Source organism: Actinoplanes sp. NPDC049265 (assembly GCF_043197135.1).
In the GTDB taxonomy this organism is placed as follows: Bacteria; Actinomycetota; Actinomycetes; order Mycobacteriales; family Micromonosporaceae; genus Actinoplanes.
The window spans coordinates 139,582-157,536 of record NZ_JBICSP010000010.1; the positions used below are offsets into that span (position 1 = coordinate 139,582).

General features: G+C 67.9%; 14 protein-coding genes and 1 pseudogene. 6 read left to right on the top strand and 9 right to left on the bottom strand.

What is annotated here, in order from left to right; translation table 11 throughout:
* Positions 1-1,143 precede the first annotated feature (1,143 nt).
* The 8 genes and pseudogenes from ACGFIO_RS23885 to rpmH form a co-directional block, all read right to left on the bottom strand.
* On the bottom strand, positions 1,144-2,187 hold the full coding sequence (locus tag ACGFIO_RS23885) for a ParB/RepB/Spo0J family partition protein (protein ID WP_392828729.1): 1,044 nt from the start codon (positions 2,185-2,187) through the stop codon (positions 1,144-1,146).
* Positions 2,184-3,554: an AAA family ATPase gene (locus ACGFIO_RS23890; protein ID WP_392828731.1), complete on the bottom strand. Its 1,371-nt coding sequence runs from the start codon at positions 3,552-3,554 to the stop codon at positions 2,184-2,186. Before ACGFIO_RS23890 ends, ACGFIO_RS23885 begins: the two co-directional genes overlap by 4 nt.
* Positions 3,555-4,703: 1,149 nt before the next feature.
* A pseudogene (rsmG, locus tag ACGFIO_RS23895) lies at positions 4,704-5,366 on the bottom strand (16S rRNA (guanine(527)-N(7))-methyltransferase RsmG); the annotation flags it as partial.
* The gene (locus tag ACGFIO_RS23900) at positions 5,366-5,944 is read right to left on the bottom strand and encodes a protein jag (RefSeq protein ID WP_392828733.1); all 579 of its coding nucleotides are present in this window, start codon (positions 5,942-5,944) and stop codon (positions 5,366-5,368) included. The gene ACGFIO_RS23900 and the pseudogene rsmG, both read right to left, overlap by 1 nt.
* An 89-nt stretch (positions 5,945-6,033) precedes the next feature.
* Positions 6,034-7,080, bottom strand: a complete 1,047-nt coding sequence (gene yidC / locus ACGFIO_RS23905; protein ID WP_392828735.1) for a membrane protein insertase YidC — start codon at positions 7,078-7,080, stop codon at positions 6,034-6,036.
* A gap of 1 nt (position 7,081) precedes the next feature.
* Positions 7,082-7,339, bottom strand: a complete 258-nt coding sequence (yidD, locus tag ACGFIO_RS23910) for a membrane protein insertion efficiency factor YidD (protein ID WP_392828737.1) — start codon at positions 7,337-7,339, stop codon at positions 7,082-7,084.
* Entirely contained in the window at positions 7,336-7,692 is a 357-nt protein-coding gene (gene rnpA / locus ACGFIO_RS23915; protein ID WP_392828740.1) for a ribonuclease P protein component, read from the bottom strand. Before rnpA ends, yidD begins: the two co-directional genes overlap by 4 nt.
* Positions 7,693-7,728: 36 nt before the next feature.
* Positions 7,729-7,866 carry a 50S ribosomal protein L34 gene (rpmH, locus tag ACGFIO_RS23920; protein ID WP_392828742.1) on the bottom strand — a complete coding sequence of 46 codons (138 nt, stop codon included), beginning with the start codon at positions 7,864-7,866 and terminating at the stop codon, positions 7,729-7,731.
* 519 nt (positions 7,867-8,385) lie between these two features.
* Between rpmH and dnaA the strand changes: the two genes are divergently transcribed.
* The 5 genes from dnaA to ACGFIO_RS23945 all read left to right on the top strand — a co-directional run bounded on the left by dnaA (position 8,386) and on the right by ACGFIO_RS23945 (position 14,738).
* Positions 8,386-10,095, top strand: a complete 1,710-nt coding sequence (dnaA, locus tag ACGFIO_RS23925; RefSeq protein WP_392828744.1) for a chromosomal replication initiator protein DnaA — start codon at positions 8,386-8,388, stop codon at positions 10,093-10,095.
* A gap of 829 nt (positions 10,096-10,924) precedes the next feature.
* Positions 10,925-12,058, top strand: coding sequence for a DNA polymerase III subunit beta (gene dnaN / locus ACGFIO_RS23930; RefSeq protein WP_392828746.1), 1,134 nt, complete (start codon positions 10,925-10,927; stop codon positions 12,056-12,058).
* 39 nt (positions 12,059-12,097) lie between these two features.
* Complete coding sequence (gene gnd, locus ACGFIO_RS23935; RefSeq protein ID WP_392828748.1) at positions 12,098-12,970, top strand: phosphogluconate dehydrogenase (NAD(+)-dependent, decarboxylating); 873 nt, start codon at positions 12,098-12,100, stop codon at positions 12,968-12,970.
* Between the two features lie 48 nt (positions 12,971-13,018).
* Positions 13,019-14,146: a DNA replication/repair protein RecF gene (gene recF / locus ACGFIO_RS23940; protein ID WP_392828750.1), complete on the top strand. Its 1,128-nt coding sequence runs from the start codon at positions 13,019-13,021 to the stop codon at positions 14,144-14,146.
* On the top strand, positions 14,139-14,738 hold the full coding sequence (locus tag ACGFIO_RS23945) for a DUF721 domain-containing protein (protein ID WP_392828752.1): 600 nt from the start codon (positions 14,139-14,141) through the stop codon (positions 14,736-14,738). The genes recF and ACGFIO_RS23945 overlap by 8 nt, the downstream gene beginning before the upstream one ends.
* A gap of 141 nt (positions 14,739-14,879) precedes the next feature.
* Here ACGFIO_RS23945 and ACGFIO_RS23950 read toward each other — a convergent pair whose 3' ends face one another.
* Entirely contained in the window at positions 14,880-15,446 is a 567-nt protein-coding gene (locus ACGFIO_RS23950; protein ID WP_392828753.1) for a hypothetical protein, read from the bottom strand.
* Between the two features lie 531 nt (positions 15,447-15,977).
* Here ACGFIO_RS23950 and gyrB point away from each other — a divergent pair.
* Entirely contained in the window at positions 15,978-17,927 is a 1,950-nt protein-coding gene (gene gyrB / locus ACGFIO_RS23955) for a DNA topoisomerase (ATP-hydrolyzing) subunit B (RefSeq protein ID WP_392828755.1), read from the top strand.
* Positions 17,928-17,955: the final 28 nt, after the last annotated feature.

The following is a 17,955-nucleotide window of genomic DNA, read 5'->3' on the forward strand; positions in this document are numbered from 1 at the left end:
GGCGGTCGACTCGGCTATCGCCCTCGTCGACCTCAAGAGGAGGGGGTGGGTTTCACGTGAAACGGGCCTCGGTCGAGCCGCAGCTCGTTCGATGGCTGATCCTTGTCTCGGTCGAACTCGATAGTTGCTCTCTGGTCCCGACCCGGTCGGGAGGGGACAGCGCGTTTCACGTGAAACGCCGGTCCCATAAGCCTGCGGGCGCGATCTTGTCCTCGCTCAGCATGCGGGGATGGTGGATAGTCTCGGCGGCTTAAGCGCGCCCGGCACCCCATCGCACCGCCGAAGGCCTTCCGATCCAAACCCGCCGAGCTGCGACAGACGGCCGACCCCCACCCGCTACGCACCCTGTCCATGGGCATGACGAGTTCGCAGGGACGACGGCTGTCTCCTGGCTTGATCCTGGCGGGGGAGATCTGTCGTGGGCGCGACTGAGGCAGCTGGGGACCGATACCAGCAGGCGGGCAGAACGATGCTGCCTCTTTGTTTCACGTGAAACATGGACTCGCCCTCGGAAGCTTGGGCCCATGTGTTCAGCGCCCTGGCAAGTAGCATCCGGCGCCCGACCCGTTGGCATGACCGCGATACGAAAGACTCCCGCGAGTCCGGCGTGAAAGTTTCAACCCCTGACCTCGCTAGCCTCCTCGGGATGTGAAGAAGCTGAACGCATCAGGTTGAGCCCGCTCACGCTAGGCGGCGCGATTTGAAATTCGGAAACCCGAGTGGCGATGAGGGCGCCGAGGCTCTTCGACAACTCAGAGGATGATCATTCTTCATATCGATGGCTGCGGTCGCGGTGGCCGGAACCAGGATCTTGGGGCGCCTACGGCATCCGTCTACCGGTGCAATCAGTGCTGGACCGCGGCCGGCTCGTCGTTTGGGCGCGCGAAGGCTCGGTTCGAGGCTGCTCCCGCGTGAAGGCGAGTTGATCTTGCTTTTGAATCACACCGGCGTAGTTCTGGCGCCAGGACAAATCTCAGGAGGATCAGTCTGACAGAAGTGGTTGAATCTTGTAGTTTCCACCTGAAGAAAGCGCTGGTCAGGCGGCATCTCGGGGACAGGCCTCGGCGGGAGTTCGGACATGAAGAAGGCACGTGACCCGTTGGGTTCACGTGCCTTGCGTCGCCTTCGTAGGTGGCCAGGAAATCAGCCCTCGGTGCTCTCCGCGCCGCCCTCTTCTTCTACGCCGATCATCCCGACGATTCGTTCCAGGTCGTCGACCGTTGCGAACTCGATCGTGATCTTGCCTTTGTTGCGGCCGATGTCGACCTTGACGCGAGTGTCGAAGCGATCGGAGAGTCGTTCGGCCAGATCGTTCAGTGCTGGGGCGTGGACCTTCGGGCGGCGGGACGGAGTTGCCTTCTTCGCCGGGCCGTCGGACAGGGCCAGCGACACCAGTTCCTCGGTTGCTCGCACCGACAAGCCCTCGCGGACGATGCGCAGGGCGAGCTCGTCCTGCGCATCCGAGTCGTCGAGGCTCAGCAGGGCCCGCGCATGGCCGGCCGACAGGACGCCGGCCGCTACCCGGCGTTGCACCGGAGCGGGGAGGTTCAAGAGCCGGATCGTGTTGGAGATTTGCGGCCGGCTTCGGCCGATGCGCTTCGCCAGTTCCTCGTGCGTGGCACCGAACTCCTCGAGCAACTGCTGATAGGCGGCCGCCTCTTCGAGGGGGTTCAGGTTGGCGCGGTGGATGTTCTCGAGCAGAGCATCGCGGAGCATGGCGTCGTCGCGGGTGTCGCGGACAATGGCCGGAATGGTGTCTCTGCCGACGGCCTGGGCCGCACGCCAGCGGCGCTCACCCATGACCAGTTCGTACTGGCCGTCGCCCATGTCGCGGACGACGATCGGCTGCAGGAAACCGACCTCCTGGATGGAGATCTTCAGCTCCTCCAGCGCCTCTTCGTCGAAGACGTGACGCGGCTGCTTCGCGTTCGGCTGGATCGACGTGACCGGCAGCTCGGCGAAACGGGCGCCTGGCACCGGAGCGAGTTCGCTGGACGGGTCGCTCAGGACCGGTTCGGGCGCGGGCTCGGCCGGTGTCGAGAACTGGGCCGGCGCGGATCCCGACGCCGGCGCTGGAGCCGACGCCGGGGGAGGGGTGGCTTCCTCGGTCGCGACGGCAGCGGCCGGCGCGGTCGGAATCAAAGCGCCCAAGCCCCGGCCGAGGCCACCCCGTGGACGGTTCTTCATGCGGTGCCTCCGTTACTGACCCCACGCATCGCGATCTCCAGAGCGGCCTCGAAGTAGCTGGTGGCACCACGCGAGCCCGGATCGTAGGTCATCACAGACTGGCCATAGCTAGGCGCCTCCGACACGCGGACGTTGCGGGGAATCACCGCGTGCAGCACCTTGTCCCCGAAGTGGTTACGGACGTCCTGCTCGACCGCGTCCGCGAGGCGCGTACGGCGGTCGTACATGGTCAGCAGGATCGTCGAGACGTCCAGCGTCGGGTTCAGGTGTTGGCGCACCAGGTTGATGTTATTGATCAACTGGTTGAGACCCTCCAGCGCGTAGTACTCGCACTGGATGGGGATCAGGACCTCCTGCGCGGCGCACAGCGCGTTCACGGTCAGCAGGCCCAGTGACGGCGGACAGTCGATGAAGACGTAGTCGAACTTCTCCGGATGCGCGGAGATCGCGCGGGCGAGGCGGGACTCACGAGCCACCACGGAGACCAGTTCGATCTCGGCGCCGGCCAGGTCGATGGTGGCGGGTACGCAGAACAGATTCGGAATGCCCTCGACCGGCTGAGCCACCTCGCTGAGCGGCACATTGTCGATCAGGCAGTCGTAGACGTCGGGTACGCCAGCGTGGTGTGGCACGTTGAGCCCGGTGGACGCATTGCCCTGCGGATCCAGGTCGACCACGAGCACACGGTTCCCGTGCAGCGCGAGCGCCACGGCCAGATTCACCGTCGTGGTCGTCTTGCCAACGCCGCCCTTCTGGTTCGCGACGCAGAGAACCCTCGGGTGATCGGGCCGCGGCATCGTGATTTCACCGCTCGGGTTGAGGATCTGCACAGCACGCAACGCTTCCATGGCCAGCGGCGGATCGTCCTCATCCCCGCCCGGCGTTTCACGTGAAACATGCTCGTCCGGATGACGCTCGCTGTGCTCCATGGGCGGCGCAGACGTGGGAGCGCCCGGAATCGGCGCGGATCCGGACACCGGCGCCACAGAGGGAGGCGTCACTGTCACGCGAGGAGCCGGCGCCGGCGCGTGCGCCTCATCGCCATAGCCGTACTCGCCCGAGTGACCACTGACGGCACCCTCCGGCGGCGAAGACTGCGGACCTACCGGCGTTCCGTACACCTGACCGCCGGTAGAGGCCTGGACACTCTCATACCCGGTGCCGGTACGGGGCTCGGGCGCACTCGAGGCGCCGCCCGAAGCCTCAAGAGCGAACCCGATGGGCGTCGAGTCCGACGAGCCATGGGTATCCGTAGAGTACGGAGAGGGGAACGCTGAGTTACCTACACCCGCGGACGCGTTGGTTTCACGTGAAACGCCGCGTCCGATCGGAGGAAATCCGTCGAGGCCACTGCCGTACTCATGCACCGTCTTGTCCCTGCCTGCTTGGAATGGGTCGGCACCGCGAGTGCCCACCCCGGCATCGCCAGGCGACGCAAGAGGTGGGGCTGAAGGCGGTGCACCGGGCGCGCCCGCCAACCGGTCCACACTATCGACGCGCGGCCAGCCTACGGCCGTTGGGCGGCCCGTGCCACGCCTGTCCGCCTGATAGGGCGACGCGCCACTGGCCACACCAGTCACCGGAAAGGTGAACGGGTGAACGGCCGACGGAGCGCTGTCGACTCGCATCGACACATCGACCAGCTGATGCGTTGTAAGAGTTTGAGTCGGCGTCACTGACGCCGAGGTTGACCAGGCTAGATCCGAACGAGCTTCGCCAGCAAGACCCAAATCCGCGTCTGTGGATAGCCCACAGCGACCGTCGCCGGCCCCAGACCGAGCGGCCTCGCCGGGCCACATCGGCGGCGATGTGGTGTCGGTCTCAAAAACCATGAAGCCGGGTACGAGGGCCAGCCGCGCCCCGAAAACCGGTCCGCTCCGGCCCGGCCAACCGGTGTCCGAAAAAGCTCGCCGACCCGGGCCAGGGCCCTGGGCCTCAGAATGGTCGCAGGAGTCGGTCCGCCCAACGAAGTCAACCCGGCCGCGGGAACCAACGCCGTCGAGGGAATTGAGACGGCCGAGAGAATCAGCACGGTCGCAGGACTCGGCCCGCCCAAGCGAGTCACGTCGCCCACCCGGACACACCGAAGCGCCCAACTCAAACGAAGAAGCCGAAGACGCAGGCGCGGGCGAAGACCCACCCAAGGCCGCCCGAGCCGAGGCCCGACCCCGCCGAGGCGAAGGCCGCCCCACTCCAACCCTCACCGCCGGCACCGGATAAGACGATTCCCCAGCCAGCGGCGTAGGCGAGAACAGCGGCGAAACCACAGGCCCCGACGTCCGCCCCCCTCGCCCGCGTCCGTCGCGCCTGCCGCCGCCCATCCGTACCTAGTCCTTCCGCATTCCCCTTCGCCCCGACCCCCGAGACGAACCCTCAGACCCCCGAGAAGAACGCCCCCCAGACGAAGACCCGCCCGACGAACGCCCCCCAGACGAAGACCCGCCCGACGAACGCCCGCCTGACGAAGACCCCCGAGACGAAGACGACCCCCTACCCGCAGACCGGGAAGACCCTCCCCGCTCCCGAACGATCTCCACCACCGTCGCAGGCGGCTCGATCACCCCAACCCCGCATTGCGACACCACCGGCACCGACCCACCCAGCCGCTCGATAGCAGCCGCATGCTCCGCCGCCTCCTCAGCCGCCGAAGCCCCCTTCAACGCCACTACCCGGCCCCCCACCGCGGCCAGCGGCAGGCACCACCGGGCCAGCCGGTCCAACGGCGCCACCGCCCGCGCCGTGACCACGTCAGCCGGTTCCATCCGGACCTCTTCCGCCCGACCGCGAACCACAGTCACAGCGGAGGTGAGGCCGAGCGCAGACACCGCTTCGGAGAGGAACGCGACTCGTCGGGCCAGCGGCTCGACCAGGGTGATGCGGAGGTCGGGCCGTACCACTGCGAGCACGATACCGGGCAAACCAGCACCAGAGCCCACGTCAACCACCGAAGCGCCCATACCAATCTTTTCGGACACGACGGCGCAGTTGTCGAGGTGGCGTTCCCAGATGCGCGGCGCCTCGCGTGGTCCGATCAGTCCCCGGGTCACCCCGGAGGTCACGAGCAGCGAAGCGAACTCCGAAGCGAGCGGAAGACGGTCACCGAAGATCGAGGAAGACGACGGCCCGGGCGCAACCACGCCCGGGCCGGAGTCATCCCCGCTGGAGAGCGGGTCGGTCATCAGTCCACCGCACGCACGACGATCCGCCGGTTGGGCTCGACGCCCTCCGACTCGCTCTCCACGCCGGAGATCGCGTTGACAACGTCGTGGACACACTTGCGCTCGAACGCCGACATCGGCTCCAGGCGCACGGCGTCACCGTGCTCCTTCACCTTCTCGACGGCGTTACGAGCGACCGCGGCCAGCTCCTTGCGACGGTTGGCGCGGTAGCCGCCGATGTCCAGGAGCAGCCGGCTCGGCGTACCCGTGGCTCGGAAGATCGCCAGCCGGGTCAGCTCCTGCATCGCCTCGAGGGTGGCGCCGCGCTGGCCGACGAGCGCCTGCAGGCGACCGCCCACGACCTCGACCATCGGACGGCCGGCCGACACCAGCTCGTCGATGTCGCCGTCGTAGTCCAGGATGTCCAGCAGTCCTTCGACGTAGTCGGCAGCGATCTCGCTCTGCCGGAACAACTCGCTGTCGGAAGCCACGCTCTCCGACTTCTTGGTCTCCCCGGAAGCGGCCTCCGGTGAGTCGGTCTCGGCCGCCTCGGGAGCAGCTTCGGAAACCGAGGAATCGGGAGTGCTGGTGTCGGTCACGGTGTCATCTCCGTACTAATCGGTCCCGGACCTTGTTCGGTCCGCTGTCCCACGCCCGGTCGCGCCGGGCGTGGGGAGGTTTGCGTCGGTCAGCTCCGCGGCTTGTTCGCCGGTCGGGCGCCCTTCTTGGGGTTTATCGGCTTCGCACCGGGTTTGGGCGCGCGCGATTTCGCGTCGACCACCGGGTTCTGCGGCTCGGGCTCGGCGGGCTTGCGGCCGAACAGGCCCCCGCTGGTCCGTGTCGGCTGCACCGGCCCAGTCGCCTTGTTGCCGTTCTTCTTGGCCGGGGGACCGGTCTTGGCCGGCGCCGCCTTGCTGCCCGTGGTCGCCTTCTTCGCCATCTGCGGGGGCGGGAACTTCCGCAGCACCCACTGCTGCTGGGCCAGCGTGAAGGAGTTGTTGGTCACCCAATAGATGACCACACCGATCGGGAACAGCGAGCCGGAAACCAACAGGGACAGCGGGATGCCATAGAGCATCAGGCGCTGGATCATCTTCTGCTGCGGGTCTTCGGCCCAGCCGGTCTTGAGGATCATCTGACGGCTGGTCAGGTACGTGGTGGCCATCATGATCAGGACCAGGACGGCGGCTACGACCTTCACCGTCGTGGTGCTGTTGGTGCCCAGCGCGTTCAGCTCGGCCGGCGTCGAACCGAACTTGGCCGGCAGCGGCACCGTGAACAGGGCCGCGTGCGTCGCGCTCTCGAACTGGTCGACGGTCCATCCGTACAGCGTCTTGCCCTGGTTTTCCGGGGAGAGCCGCCGCAGCACGTGGAAGAGGCCCAGGAAGACCGGCACCTGGAGGAACATCGGAAGGCAGCCCATCAGCGGGTTGGCCTTCTCGGTCTTGTAGAGCTCCATCATTTCTTTCTGGAGCGTCTCCCGGTCACCCTTGTGCTTCTCCTGCAGCTCCTTGACCTTGGGCTGAAGTGCCTGCATGGCCCGCTGCGACTTGATCTGCTTGACGAAGACGGGGAACAGCACAACCCGGAGGGTGACCACCAGGAACACGATGGAGAGGATCCAGGACCAGTTGGTGCCCAGCACCGGACCATCGGGGATGCCGATGAAGGACCACAGGGCGTGCCACTTCAGGAGGATCCACGAGATCGCGGTGTAGATCCAGTCGAGACTCAATTCAAGCTCCAGTCACATCGGCCGGGCGGTGACGGATGGGATCAGGCACTGGGTCGTACCCGCCGGGGTGGAAGGGATGACAGCGCAGGATCCGCCAGACCGCCAGCGCCGTCCCCCGGATCACGCCGTGCCGCTCGAGTGACTCGAGGGCATATGCGCTGCACGAGGGATAGAACCGACAGCGGGCCGGCAGAGCCGGGCTCACGTATCGACGGTACGCGACGATGGGCCAGGCCAGCAGGCGGGCGGGGCCGGTCATCGCCGCCGCCGCGGGGACCGGGCCGCCGCGAGCGCGGCCTCCAGGTCGGTGCCGAGCGTCTCGGCGGTGGCGTCGGCCGCGGGGGGCAGGGCCCGCACCACGAGCCGCGTGCCGGGTGGAAGATCGGCCAACCTCGGGCGTACGAGATGACGAAGCCGCCGCCGTACCCGGTTACGCACCACCGCGTTGCCCACGGCCTTGGACACGACAAAGCCGGCGCGTGCCGTGGAGGCGAGCGCCGGCTCGTCGATCTGAAGGTGTACCACCAGGGTGCCGCGGCCGACTCGGCGGCCACCGCGAAACGTTGCGGTGAAGTCGCTGCTCTTCCGCAGGCGCTGAGCTGCGGCCAGCACGACTACCTGGGCAATCCCGGGCGGGCCAAGGTCGGCTCAGGCCGACAGCTTGGCACGGCCCTTGGTGCGACGGTTGGCGAGGATCGCACGGCCGGCACGGGTGCGCATGCGCAGCCGGAAGCCGTGGGTCTTCGCACGACGGCGGTTGTTCGGCTGATAGGTGCGCTTGCTCACGTCAGAACTCCGAATCAGTGCAGAACCTAGACAAGGGGCATCGCTGCCAGACGACCACTCTAGCAGGGGCGCGGCAAAGCAACCGCTCGACCCTACGCACGGTCATGGCGACGGTCAACGATACGCGCCGCGGATGACCTCTGGTCGATCTGAGGAAGGCACAGATACGCGTCTTTCTGCGCAGGAAGTGAATCTCCGCATGCCCGTACGCACAGCCGGGTGGGACGCCGGTTGTAGCGGCGGCGGGACCGCTGTTAGCGTGCCCGTTTGCTGGTCTCCGGTGCGATGAGCCGAGCGGCCCGGTTCGGGGCGGAACCGGGTAGTGCGGTGAATCGTTCGGCACGGTGAGCCTGTTAATTCGCGCCAGCACAGGCTCCCAGGGGTGAGCGACTGCCGACGCGCCCACAGCTTGTGGATAACCTGTGGATAGCCGGTGGACACAGTGGGGACGCCGGTCGGACAGGGCGGAAGGCCGGACAAGGCCACCGGGGGTCGGTGGGTGATGGGGGTGGCGCGGCGGTGGCCGATTCGGGCGACCTGAGCAGGTTGTGGGACGCGGCGGTGGCCGAGCTCGCCGATGAGATCGTGTCGGCGCAGCAGCGGGCGTACCTGCGTCTCACCCGTCTGCGCGCGATCGTGGACGACACCGCTCTGCTCTCCGTGCCCGACGCCTTCACCCGCGACGTGATCGAGTCCCGGCTGCGGCCGGCCATCACCGACGCGCTGTCCCGGCAGGAAGGCCGCGCGATCCAGGTCGCCGTCACGGTGCGCCGGCCGGAGGACGGGACCGGTCTGCCCGGCACCGTCTACGGCACGCCGCCGCCGGTCGAGCCGCCGCCACCGCCCGCGCATTACGCTGAACCGACCGGTTCGGCTCAGCATTCGTCGCCCTCCCAGGGTTACCCGCGCTCGGTCCCGGCCGCCCGCGAGGCCCAGGAGCCGCTCTTCCGCACCGAGGCCCCCGCCCCCGCGCCGGTCCTCGCACCGCAGCCGCCGGCCCCCGCCGCGCCGGCCGCGGCCGTGGACAAGAAGCAGCCCAACGACTCGGGCCGGCGGATGGCGACCGAGCAGGCCCAGCTGCGCGACAACCTGGGCTACGCCGACGACCGCCGCGACGATTCCTTACGTATGACGCAGGGCGGCGACTCCGGCCCGATGCGTAACACGGCCGGTCCCGAGCGACGCCCCGGCGGCGACAGCGGCAACCGGCTCAACCCGAAGTACATGTTCGAGACGTTCGTCATCGGCTCGTCCAACCGCTTCGCCCACGCCGCGTCGGTCGCGGTCGCCGAGTCCCCGGCCAAGGCGTACAACCCGCTGTTCATCTACGGCAGCTCCGGGCTGGGCAAGACGCACCTGCTGCATGCGATCGGCCACTACGCGACGACGCTGGGTCACGCCCGCTCGGTCCGCTACGTGTCCACAGAGGAATTCACCAACGACTTCATCAACAGCCTGCGCGACGACAAGACGCAGGCCTTCCAGCGCCGTTATCGGGACGTCGACATCCTGCTGATCGACGACATCCAGTTCCTGGAGAACCGCGAGCGGACGCAGGAGGAGTTCTTCCACACGTTCAATACCCTGCACAACGCCAACAAGCAGATCGTGATCAGCTCGGACCGCTCCCCGCGCCAGCTGGCCACCCTCGAGGACCGCATGCGCACCCGGTTCGAGTGGGGCCTGCTGGCCGACATCCAGCCGCCCGATCTGGAAACCCGCATCGCGATCCTGCAGAAGAAGGCCGCGCAGGAGCGCATGTTCGCCCCCGACGACGTGCTGGAGTTCATCGCGTCCCGGGTGTCGAATTCCATCCGCGAACTTGAGGGCGCCCTCATCCGGGTGACCGCATTCGCCAGCCTGACCCGCAGCTCGGTGCAGTTGTCGCTGGCCGAGGAGGTCCTGCGCGACTTCATGCCGGACGGCGCCGGCCCCGAGATCACCGCCGACCAGATCATGGTGTCGACGGCCGACTACTTCGGCGTCAGCCTGGAGGACCTGCGCGGCCACTCCCGCAGCCGGGTCCTGGTCAACGCCCGCCAGGTCGCCATGTACCTCTGTCGCGAGCTGACCGACCTCTCGCTGCCGCGCATCGGCCAGGCCTTCGGCGGCCGCGACCACACCACGGTCATGCACGCCGACCGCAAGATCCGCCAGCACATGGCCGAGCGCCGGTCCCTCTACAACCAGATCGCCGAGCTCACCAACCGGATCAAGCAGAACACCTGATTGCTTCCGCTCTGGTGCGGGGTCCAGCTCTTTTTCCGGTACGGGCGACTTAGAAGTCCCGCCATCTCGGCGCGACCGAACCCCCCGCCGCAACGCTCGCAACCACCCACCGACCCGGATGCCGGGGACGGCCGCGAGCGACACCCCAGCCCGCCGAGATGGCGGAAATCTAGGTCGCCCGTACCCCAAAAACGCCGTAGCCCCGCCAGACCACGACAACGCCCCGCCTTCGCTCAGGTGAGCGTGCCATTGTTATCCACCGTCCGTCCCCAGGGGTTTGTCCCCAACGGTGGATAACTCTCACCCCCGTTCCGCACAGATGTGGACAACTCCTGGGGAAATCGATGTGGACAAGCACACAGCGTCACATCTCTGTCCACCGCCTGTGGACGCGTGTGGATTTCCTGTTGAAGGTTCTGGGGACGACGGGCCGGTAGCGTCCCGGCGTTATCCCCAGGCCTGGGCACAAACCTGGTGGATATCCGGTGGATAGCCGGTGGACAACGGTGGACAACCGCTGTCGCGACGAGGACTGTGGACGCGGACCGGGGTTTATACCCTGGTTGCCCACAGGCAACTCACCGGTGGATAACTCTCTGACCAGCGCAAACGTGAGTTCTCCACAGTGTGCACAGGACCGATGGTTATGACGAGTTATCTCTTCTAAGAGAACAAAAACCAATCACCGGCGTTGGGGAAGGTGTGGAGAAGCCGCCGAGCGGTCGGAAGGGCTTCCCAGCACCGAGGCTGGTCGGGCGGTGCCATAGAGTTCAGGGTCCAGCAGCCCTTATAGAAGACGCACGCGTACGAGGAAGTCGCGGAGGACAGCATGAAGTTCCGGGTGGAGCGAGACGCACTCGCAGACGCCGTGGCGTGGACGGCCAAGAGCCTGCCCAGCCGCCCGTCGGTGCCGGTTCTGGCCGGTGTCATGCTGCGCGCTGACGACGGCCGCCTGCACGTCTCCGGTTTCGACTACGAGGTCTCCAGCCAGGTCAGCGTGGAGGTGCAGGCCGACGCGGATGGCGCGGCACTGGTCTCCGGGCGGCTGCTGGCCGAGATCACCAAGGCACTGCCGGCCAAGCCGGTCGACATCGCCGCGGTCGGTGCGCATCTGGAGCTGGTCTGCGGGAGCGCCCGGTTCACGTTGCCGACGATGCCGGTCGAGGACTACCCGACCCTGCCCGACATGCCGTCGAGCGCGGGCACGGTCGACGCGTCGTCCTTCGCCGCCGCGGTGCAGCAGGTGGCGATCGCCGCGGGGCGCGACGAGACGCTGCCGATGATGACCGGTGTGCGGGTCGAGCTGAACGGCCGCAACCTGGCCATGCTGGCCACCGACCGCTACCGGTTGGCCATGCGTGAGATGCAGTGGAACCCGGACGACCCCGAGATCAGCCTGAACGCCCTGGTCCCGGCCAAGACGCTGAACGACACGGCCAAGACGCTGGGTACGGTCGGTGGTGACGTGACGATCGCCCTGGCCCAGGGCGCGGCCGGTGAGGGCATGATCGGCTTCGCCGGCGGCACCCGCCGCACCACCAGCCGGCTGCTCGACGGCGCCAACTACCCGCCGGTGCGTTCGCTCTTCCCGGCCAGCCACAACGCCGAGGCCCGAGTCCCGGTGTCCGCGCTGATCGAGGTCGTCCGGCGTGTGGCCCTGGTCGCCGAACGGACCACCCCGGTGCTGCTGAGCTTCAGTGAGGACGGTCTGGTCGTCGAGGCCGGTGGGACGGAGGAGGCGCGGGCCAGCGAGGCGATGGAGGCCACCTTCACTGGCGAGCCGCTGACCATCGGCTTCAACCCGCAATACCTGATCGACGGGCTGCAGAACCTCGGCGCACCGACCGCCCAGCTGGCGTTCGTCGACGCGTTCAAGCCCGCGGTCATCTCTCCGGCGTCGGAGGATGGGGAAATCGTGCCCGGTTACCGCTATCTGATCATGCCGATCCGGGTAACCCGCTGATACTTGGTGCGAGAGAACCACACATCTAGGGGGAACACCATGCAGCTCGGCCTTGTCGGTCTCGGCCGAATGGGTGGAAACATGCGCGAGCGGATCCGGGAGGCGGGACACGAGGTCGTCGGGTACGACCGCAACCCGGACATCGCCGACGTCGCCAGCCTCACCGAGCTGGTCGAGAAGCTTCAGGCGCCGCGGGTGGTCTGGACCATGGTCCCGGCCGGCGCGATCACCGAGGGCACCATCGACCAGCTCGCCGACCTGCTGTCCGAGGGTGACCTGATCATCGACGGCGGCAACTCCAAGTTCACCGACGACAAACCCCGGGCCGAGCGGCTGGCGCCCAAGGGCATCCACTACATGGACGCCGGCGTCTCCGGTGGCGTCTGGGGTCACAAGAACGGCTACGCGCTGATGGTCGGCGGCGAGGCGTCCAGCGTCGAGATGGCGATGCCGATCTTCGAGGCGCTCAAGCCGGCCGGCCCGTTCGGGTTCGTGCACGCCGGCCCGACCGGCGCCGGGCACTACGCCAAGATGGTTCACAACGGCATCGAGTACGGCATGATGCAGGCCTTCGCCGAGGGGTACGAACTGCTCGCGGCGTCGGAATACGTGGACGATGTGCCCGGCATCATCAAGAGCTGGCGCGAGGGCAGCGTGGTCAAGTCCTGGCTGCTCGACCTGTTCGACCTCGCCCTCGACGGCGACCCGAAGCTGGCCCAGCTCAAGGGCTACGCCGAGGACACCGGTGAGGGCCGCTGGACGGTCGACGAGGCGGTCCGCCTGGCCGTCCCGCTGCACGTCATCGCGTCGTCGCTGTTCGCCCGCTTCGAGTCCCGCCAACCCGACTCGCCGGCCATGAAGGCCGTCGCCGCACTGCGTCAGCAGTTCGGCGGTCACGCCGTGATCAGCTGAGCTGAGTCGGCCAAGGCGGCTTCGCCGCACTGCAAGGAGAAACGAGGGATGCACGTACGCCGGGTCGAGCTCACCGATTTCCGCAGCTACGAGCGGGTCGCGGTCGATCTCGAACCCGGCGTGACAGTGCTGGTCGGCCAGAACGGGGTGGGCAAGACCAACCTCGTCGAGGCTCTGGGTTACGTGGCCACTCTGGACAGTCACCGGGTGGCCACTGATGCTCCGCTGGTCCGGGCCGGCGCCGCGGCCGCTGTGATCCGGTGCGCGATCGTCCACGATGGTCGCGAACTCCTGGTCGAGCTGGAAATCGTTCCCGGCAAGGCAAATCGGGCAAGACTCAACCGTTCTCCGGTACGCCGGGCCCGCGAGGTTCTGGGCGCGCTGCGGATGGTGCTCTTCGCCCCGGAAGACCTGGAACTGGTCCGCGGCGACCCGTCCGAGCGCCGCCGCTACCTCGACGACCTGCTCGTGGCCCGCCAACCCCGGTACGCCGGGGTCCGCGCCGACTACGACCGGGTCATCAAGCAGCGCAACGCCCTACTCCGGACGGCCTACCTGACCCGCAAGGTCGGCGGTTCCAAGGGCCAGGACCTGTCCACCCTGATGGTCTGGGACCAGCACCTGGCCGACCACGGCGCCGAGCTCCTGGCCGGCCGGATCGAGCTCGTCACCGCGCTGGCGCCGCACGTCACCAAGGCCTACGACGCGGTCGCGGCGGGCCGGGCGGCGGCTTCCGTCGCGTACACGTCGAAGTTGGGTGAGGGTCTGACGCCGGACCGCGCCGCCCTGGAGGAGGCGCTGCTGGCCTCCCTGGCCGAACGCCGCCCGGCCGAGATCGAGCGTGGGACCACGCTGGTGGGCCCGCACCGCGACGATCTCACGCTGGCGTTGGGCGATCTTCCGGCCAAGGGGTACGCCAGCCACGGCGAGTCCTGGTCGTTCTCGCTGGCCCTGCGGCTGGCCGCCTACGACCTGTTGCGGGCCGACGGTATCGAGCCGGTCCTGGTCCTCGACGACGTCTTCGCCGAACTGGACGCCGGCCGCCGCGACCGGCTGGCCGCCCTGGTGTCGGACGCGGCACAGTTGATCGTGACGTGCGCGGTGCCAGAGGATGTACCGACCACTCTGTCCGGCATCCGCTTCGAGATCGCCCCCGGGACGGTGAACCGTGTCTGAGCATCAACCGCAAGACCCGGCCGCGGGCGGGGGAGCGCGGTCAGCGGGCGGGCCCGAGCCGGGTGGCCCGGCGGCCGGAGCACCCGGCGAGGAGCCCAAGAAGGGTCCTGAGCTGGCCCGGGCGGTGATCGAGGCCGCGTTCGCCAGGCGGGCGGCCGCGCCCAAGAAGCGACGGCATTACGGCGCCGCCGACCCCGAGCGTCGGCTGCGCGGCTATTCGGGCCCGGGGCCGGACCCACGCGACCCGCAGCCGTTCGCGGCCGTCCTGGAGCGGCTGATGCGTCAGCGCGGCTGGGAGAAGCCCAAGGCCGAGGCGACCGTCTTCGGCGCCTGGGAGAAGGTCGTGGGCGAGGACATCGCCAAGCACAGCCGCCCGATCAAGCTGGACGACGGCGTGCTGACCGTCGAGGCCGAGTCGACCGCCTGGGCCACTCAGCTGCGGATGCTGGCCGGCACGCTGCTCCGGAACATCGCCGGCGAGGTCGGCCATAACGTCGTGACCAGGCTCAACATCCACGGTCCGGCGGCACCGTCGTGGGCTCGGGGCCCTAGACGAATCCAAGGCCGCGGCCCACGAGACACCTACGGCTAATAGCCAGCGAGGAGCGCGTTGCCGCGCGGATGAGTCGTGCCTGCGGACGCCGCCGGCGCAGCCGTCGTCGGCCGTAGGCACGACTCATCCGCTTTCAGCGGCGCACGCGCGACCGAGCGCAGAAGCTCAGCGCGCGGAGACTCAGTAGTCGGCGAAGACCGCGAAGCCGCGTTCGGCGCAGCGGCGGTAGAAGCCGGCCAGAACGACCAGTTCGGTGCGGGCGAAGGTCCAGTGCGGCGCGTTACCGGACTCGTCGCGCATCGCCTCCAGCCGGGAGTCGAGCCAGCGCATCTGCTGTTCGGCCAGCCGGCCGCCGGAGATCGCGGCCCGCATCACGCCGGCCACGCTGTCGAACGTGACCAGGTCGCCGTACTCCTGGTGGCCCTCGACGAACCGTTCCAGCCCGCCGGCGATCCAGGCGCAGCCGTCCGGGTCGATCACCGGGTCCTCGTCCTCGGCGGCGGCCTCAGTGGCGTACAACACACCTTCGAGCCCGAGCAGAAGATCCACCAGTTCGGTGTACGCCGTGGCACGTACCGTGCCGGTCTTGGCGATGTGCAGGGCCAGGGCGCCGGTGGGCGCGGCGATCTCGGGCCGGTCGGCGATCTCACCGAAGTCGACGAACTCGGCGGGCGCGACCGGGTCGTAGTACTGGTTGGTACGCGGCCAGTGGACCGCGACGTTGTCCAGTCCCTTGTCCAGCGCCATCGGGCCCACCTCTCCAACGTGGCCGTGGTTCTACCGCGGCGAAGATTAAAGCACCGCCGCGTGGCGTCGTGAGGCAGTGTCGCAGCGCGTGGCCGCCGGGTCCGGCAGGCGCGCTCATCGGGATGCCAGCCGTATCATTCGCCGTTGCCGGTCGGTCGCGGCCCGTGTGGGGGGACGCGTGGGAGGCGGGGTCGACGGCGCTACGGCAATCTGAGGCACCCGGACGGGGTGCCGGACCCTCTGTTTCTCGCATCGGCGGAGTAGAATCGACGCAGACCGGGAGACCGCCCGGCGAGGTGTCTGAAAACGGCGCAGAGGTGTCGCGCAGAGTTGTCAGACGTCACGCTACGCGGTTTTCCAGCCGATCACGATCCGCGGGTGACCCGCGGCGACCGGCGAGCTCGGTTCCACCGGTGGTCCGCCTCGTACCCGCGCGGGTTGTCGTCGGTGGCGCCTGCGCGCGCCGGCCCGCCTCAGGCCCCGCCAACCCCGTGTCGGGGCTTCGGCCCAGGCACGAGAAAGTGGCCGAGGGTGGCAGAGCAAGAGCAGTACGGCGCGGATTCGATCACCGTGCTCGAGGGCCTGGAGGCGGTTCGCAAGCGCCCGGGCATGTACATCGGCTCGACCGGTGAGCGTGGCCTCCACCACCTGGTGCAGGAGATCGTGGACAACGCCGTGGACGAGGCCATGGCCGGGTACTGCGACAAGATCGACGTGTTTCTCCTGGCCGACGGCGGGGTCTCGGTCACCGACAACGGTCGTGGCTTCCCGGTCGACCTCCACCCGAAGCTGAAGAAGCCGGGTGTCGAGGTGGCGCTCACGGTTCTGCACGCGGGTGGCAAGTTCGACGGCAAGTCGTACGCCGTCTCCGGCGGTCTGCACGGCGTCGGTGTCTCGGTCGTGAACGCGCTCTCCACCAAGATGGCAGTGGAGATCCACAAGGCCGGCTTCGTCTACCGCCAGCAGTACGACCACGCCAAGCCGGGGCCGCTGGTAAAGGGCGAGGCGACCGACATCACCGGTTCCACCGTCCAGTTCTGGCCCGACCCGACGATCTTCGAGACGGTTGAGTTCGACTTCCAGACCATCTACCGCCGCCTGCAGGAGATGGCGTTCCTCAACCGCGGCCTGGCGATCAACCTGATCGACCAGCGTGAGGGCCAGGTCGACGACAGCGGCAAGCAGCGCGAGGTCAACTTCCAGTACGACAACGGCATCGCCGACTTCGTCCGGCACCTGAACGCGACCAAGAACGCGATCCACAAGTCGGTGATCGAGTTCGAGTCCGAGGACAAGGACGCCGGCATGGCGGTGGAGATCGCCATGCAGTGGAACGAGTCGTACGGCGAGTCGGTCTACACCTTCGCCAACACGATCAACACCCATGAGGGTGGTACGCACGAGGAGGGCTTCCGTGCCGCGCTGACCGCCACGGTCAACCGTTACGCGGCAGAGAAAAAGCTGCTCAAGGGTGACGAGAAGCTCTCCGGCGAGGACATCCGCGAGGGCCTGGCCGCGATCATCTCGGTGAAGCTGGCCGAGCCGCAGTTCGAGGGCCAGACCAAGACCAAGCTCGGCAACACCGACATGAAGGGCTTCGTCCAGCGGGTGCTCAACGACCAGCTGGGCGACTGGCTGGAGCGCAACCCGGCCGACGGCAAGATGATCATCACCAAAGCGTCCCAGGCGGCCCGCGCCCGGATCGCCGCCCAGCAGGCCCGCAAGCTGGCCCGGCGCAAGTCGCTGCTGGAGTCCGGCTCGATGCCGGGCAAGCTGGCCGACTGCCAGTCGACCGACCCGACGGTGTCCGAGCTGTTCATCGTCGAGGGTGACTCGGCCGGCGGCTCGGCCAAGCAGGGTCGCAACAGCCAGATCCAGGCGATCCTGCCGATCCGCGGCAAGATCCTCAACGTGGAGAAGGCCCGGATCGACCGGGTGCTGAAGAACAACGAGGTCCAGGCGCTGATCACCGCCCTGGGCACCGGCATCCACGAGGAGTTCGACCTGGCCAAGCTGCGCTATCACAAGATCGTGCTGATGGCCGACGCCGACGTGGACGGCCAGCACATCCAGACGCTGCTGCTGACCCTGCTCTTCCGGTTCATGCGGCCGCTGGTCGAGGTCGGGCACGTCTACCTGGCTGCGCCTCCGCTCTACAAAATCAAGTGGAACGCCAAGGGCGACGACGCGCAGTACGCGTACTCCGACCGGGAGCGTGACGGCCTGATCGCGTTGCGTCAGCAGAAGAAGGCCAACGCGAAGCCGAACGATATCCAGCGGTTCAAGGGTCTCGGCGAGATGAACTTCCACGAGCTGTGGGACACCACGATGGACCCGGCCACCCGGACGCTACGCCAGGTGACCCTGGACGACGCGGCCGTGGCCGACGAGCTGTTCAGCGTGCTGATGGGTGAGGACGTCGAGGCGCGGCGTTCGTTCATCCAGCGCAACGCCAAAGACGTGCGATTCCTGGACATCTGACCTGAGGCGAGCGGTGCCGGTACCGGTA

What these genes read in the sequence shown, in the direction of transcription:
- yidD (WP_392828737.1), bottom strand. Translation starts at nt 7,339, where the DNA reads ATGACCGGCCCCGCCCGCCTGCTGGCCTGGCCCATCGTCGCGTACCGT.
- gnd (WP_392828748.1), top strand. Translation starts at nt 12,098, where the DNA reads ATGCAGCTCGGCCTTGTCGGTCTCGGCCGAATGGGTGGAAACATGCGC.
- ACGFIO_RS23885 (WP_392828729.1), bottom strand. Translation starts at nt 2,187, where the DNA reads ATGAAGAACCGTCCACGGGGTGGCCTCGGCCGGGGCTTGGGCGCTTTG.
- ACGFIO_RS23950 (WP_392828753.1), bottom strand. Translation starts at nt 15,446, where the DNA reads ATGGCGCTGGACAAGGGACTGGACAACGTCGCGGTCCACTGGCCGCGT.
- dnaN (WP_392828746.1), top strand. Translation starts at nt 10,925, where the DNA reads ATGAAGTTCCGGGTGGAGCGAGACGCACTCGCAGACGCCGTGGCGTGG.
- recF (WP_392828750.1), top strand. Translation starts at nt 13,019, where the DNA reads ATGCACGTACGCCGGGTCGAGCTCACCGATTTCCGCAGCTACGAGCGG.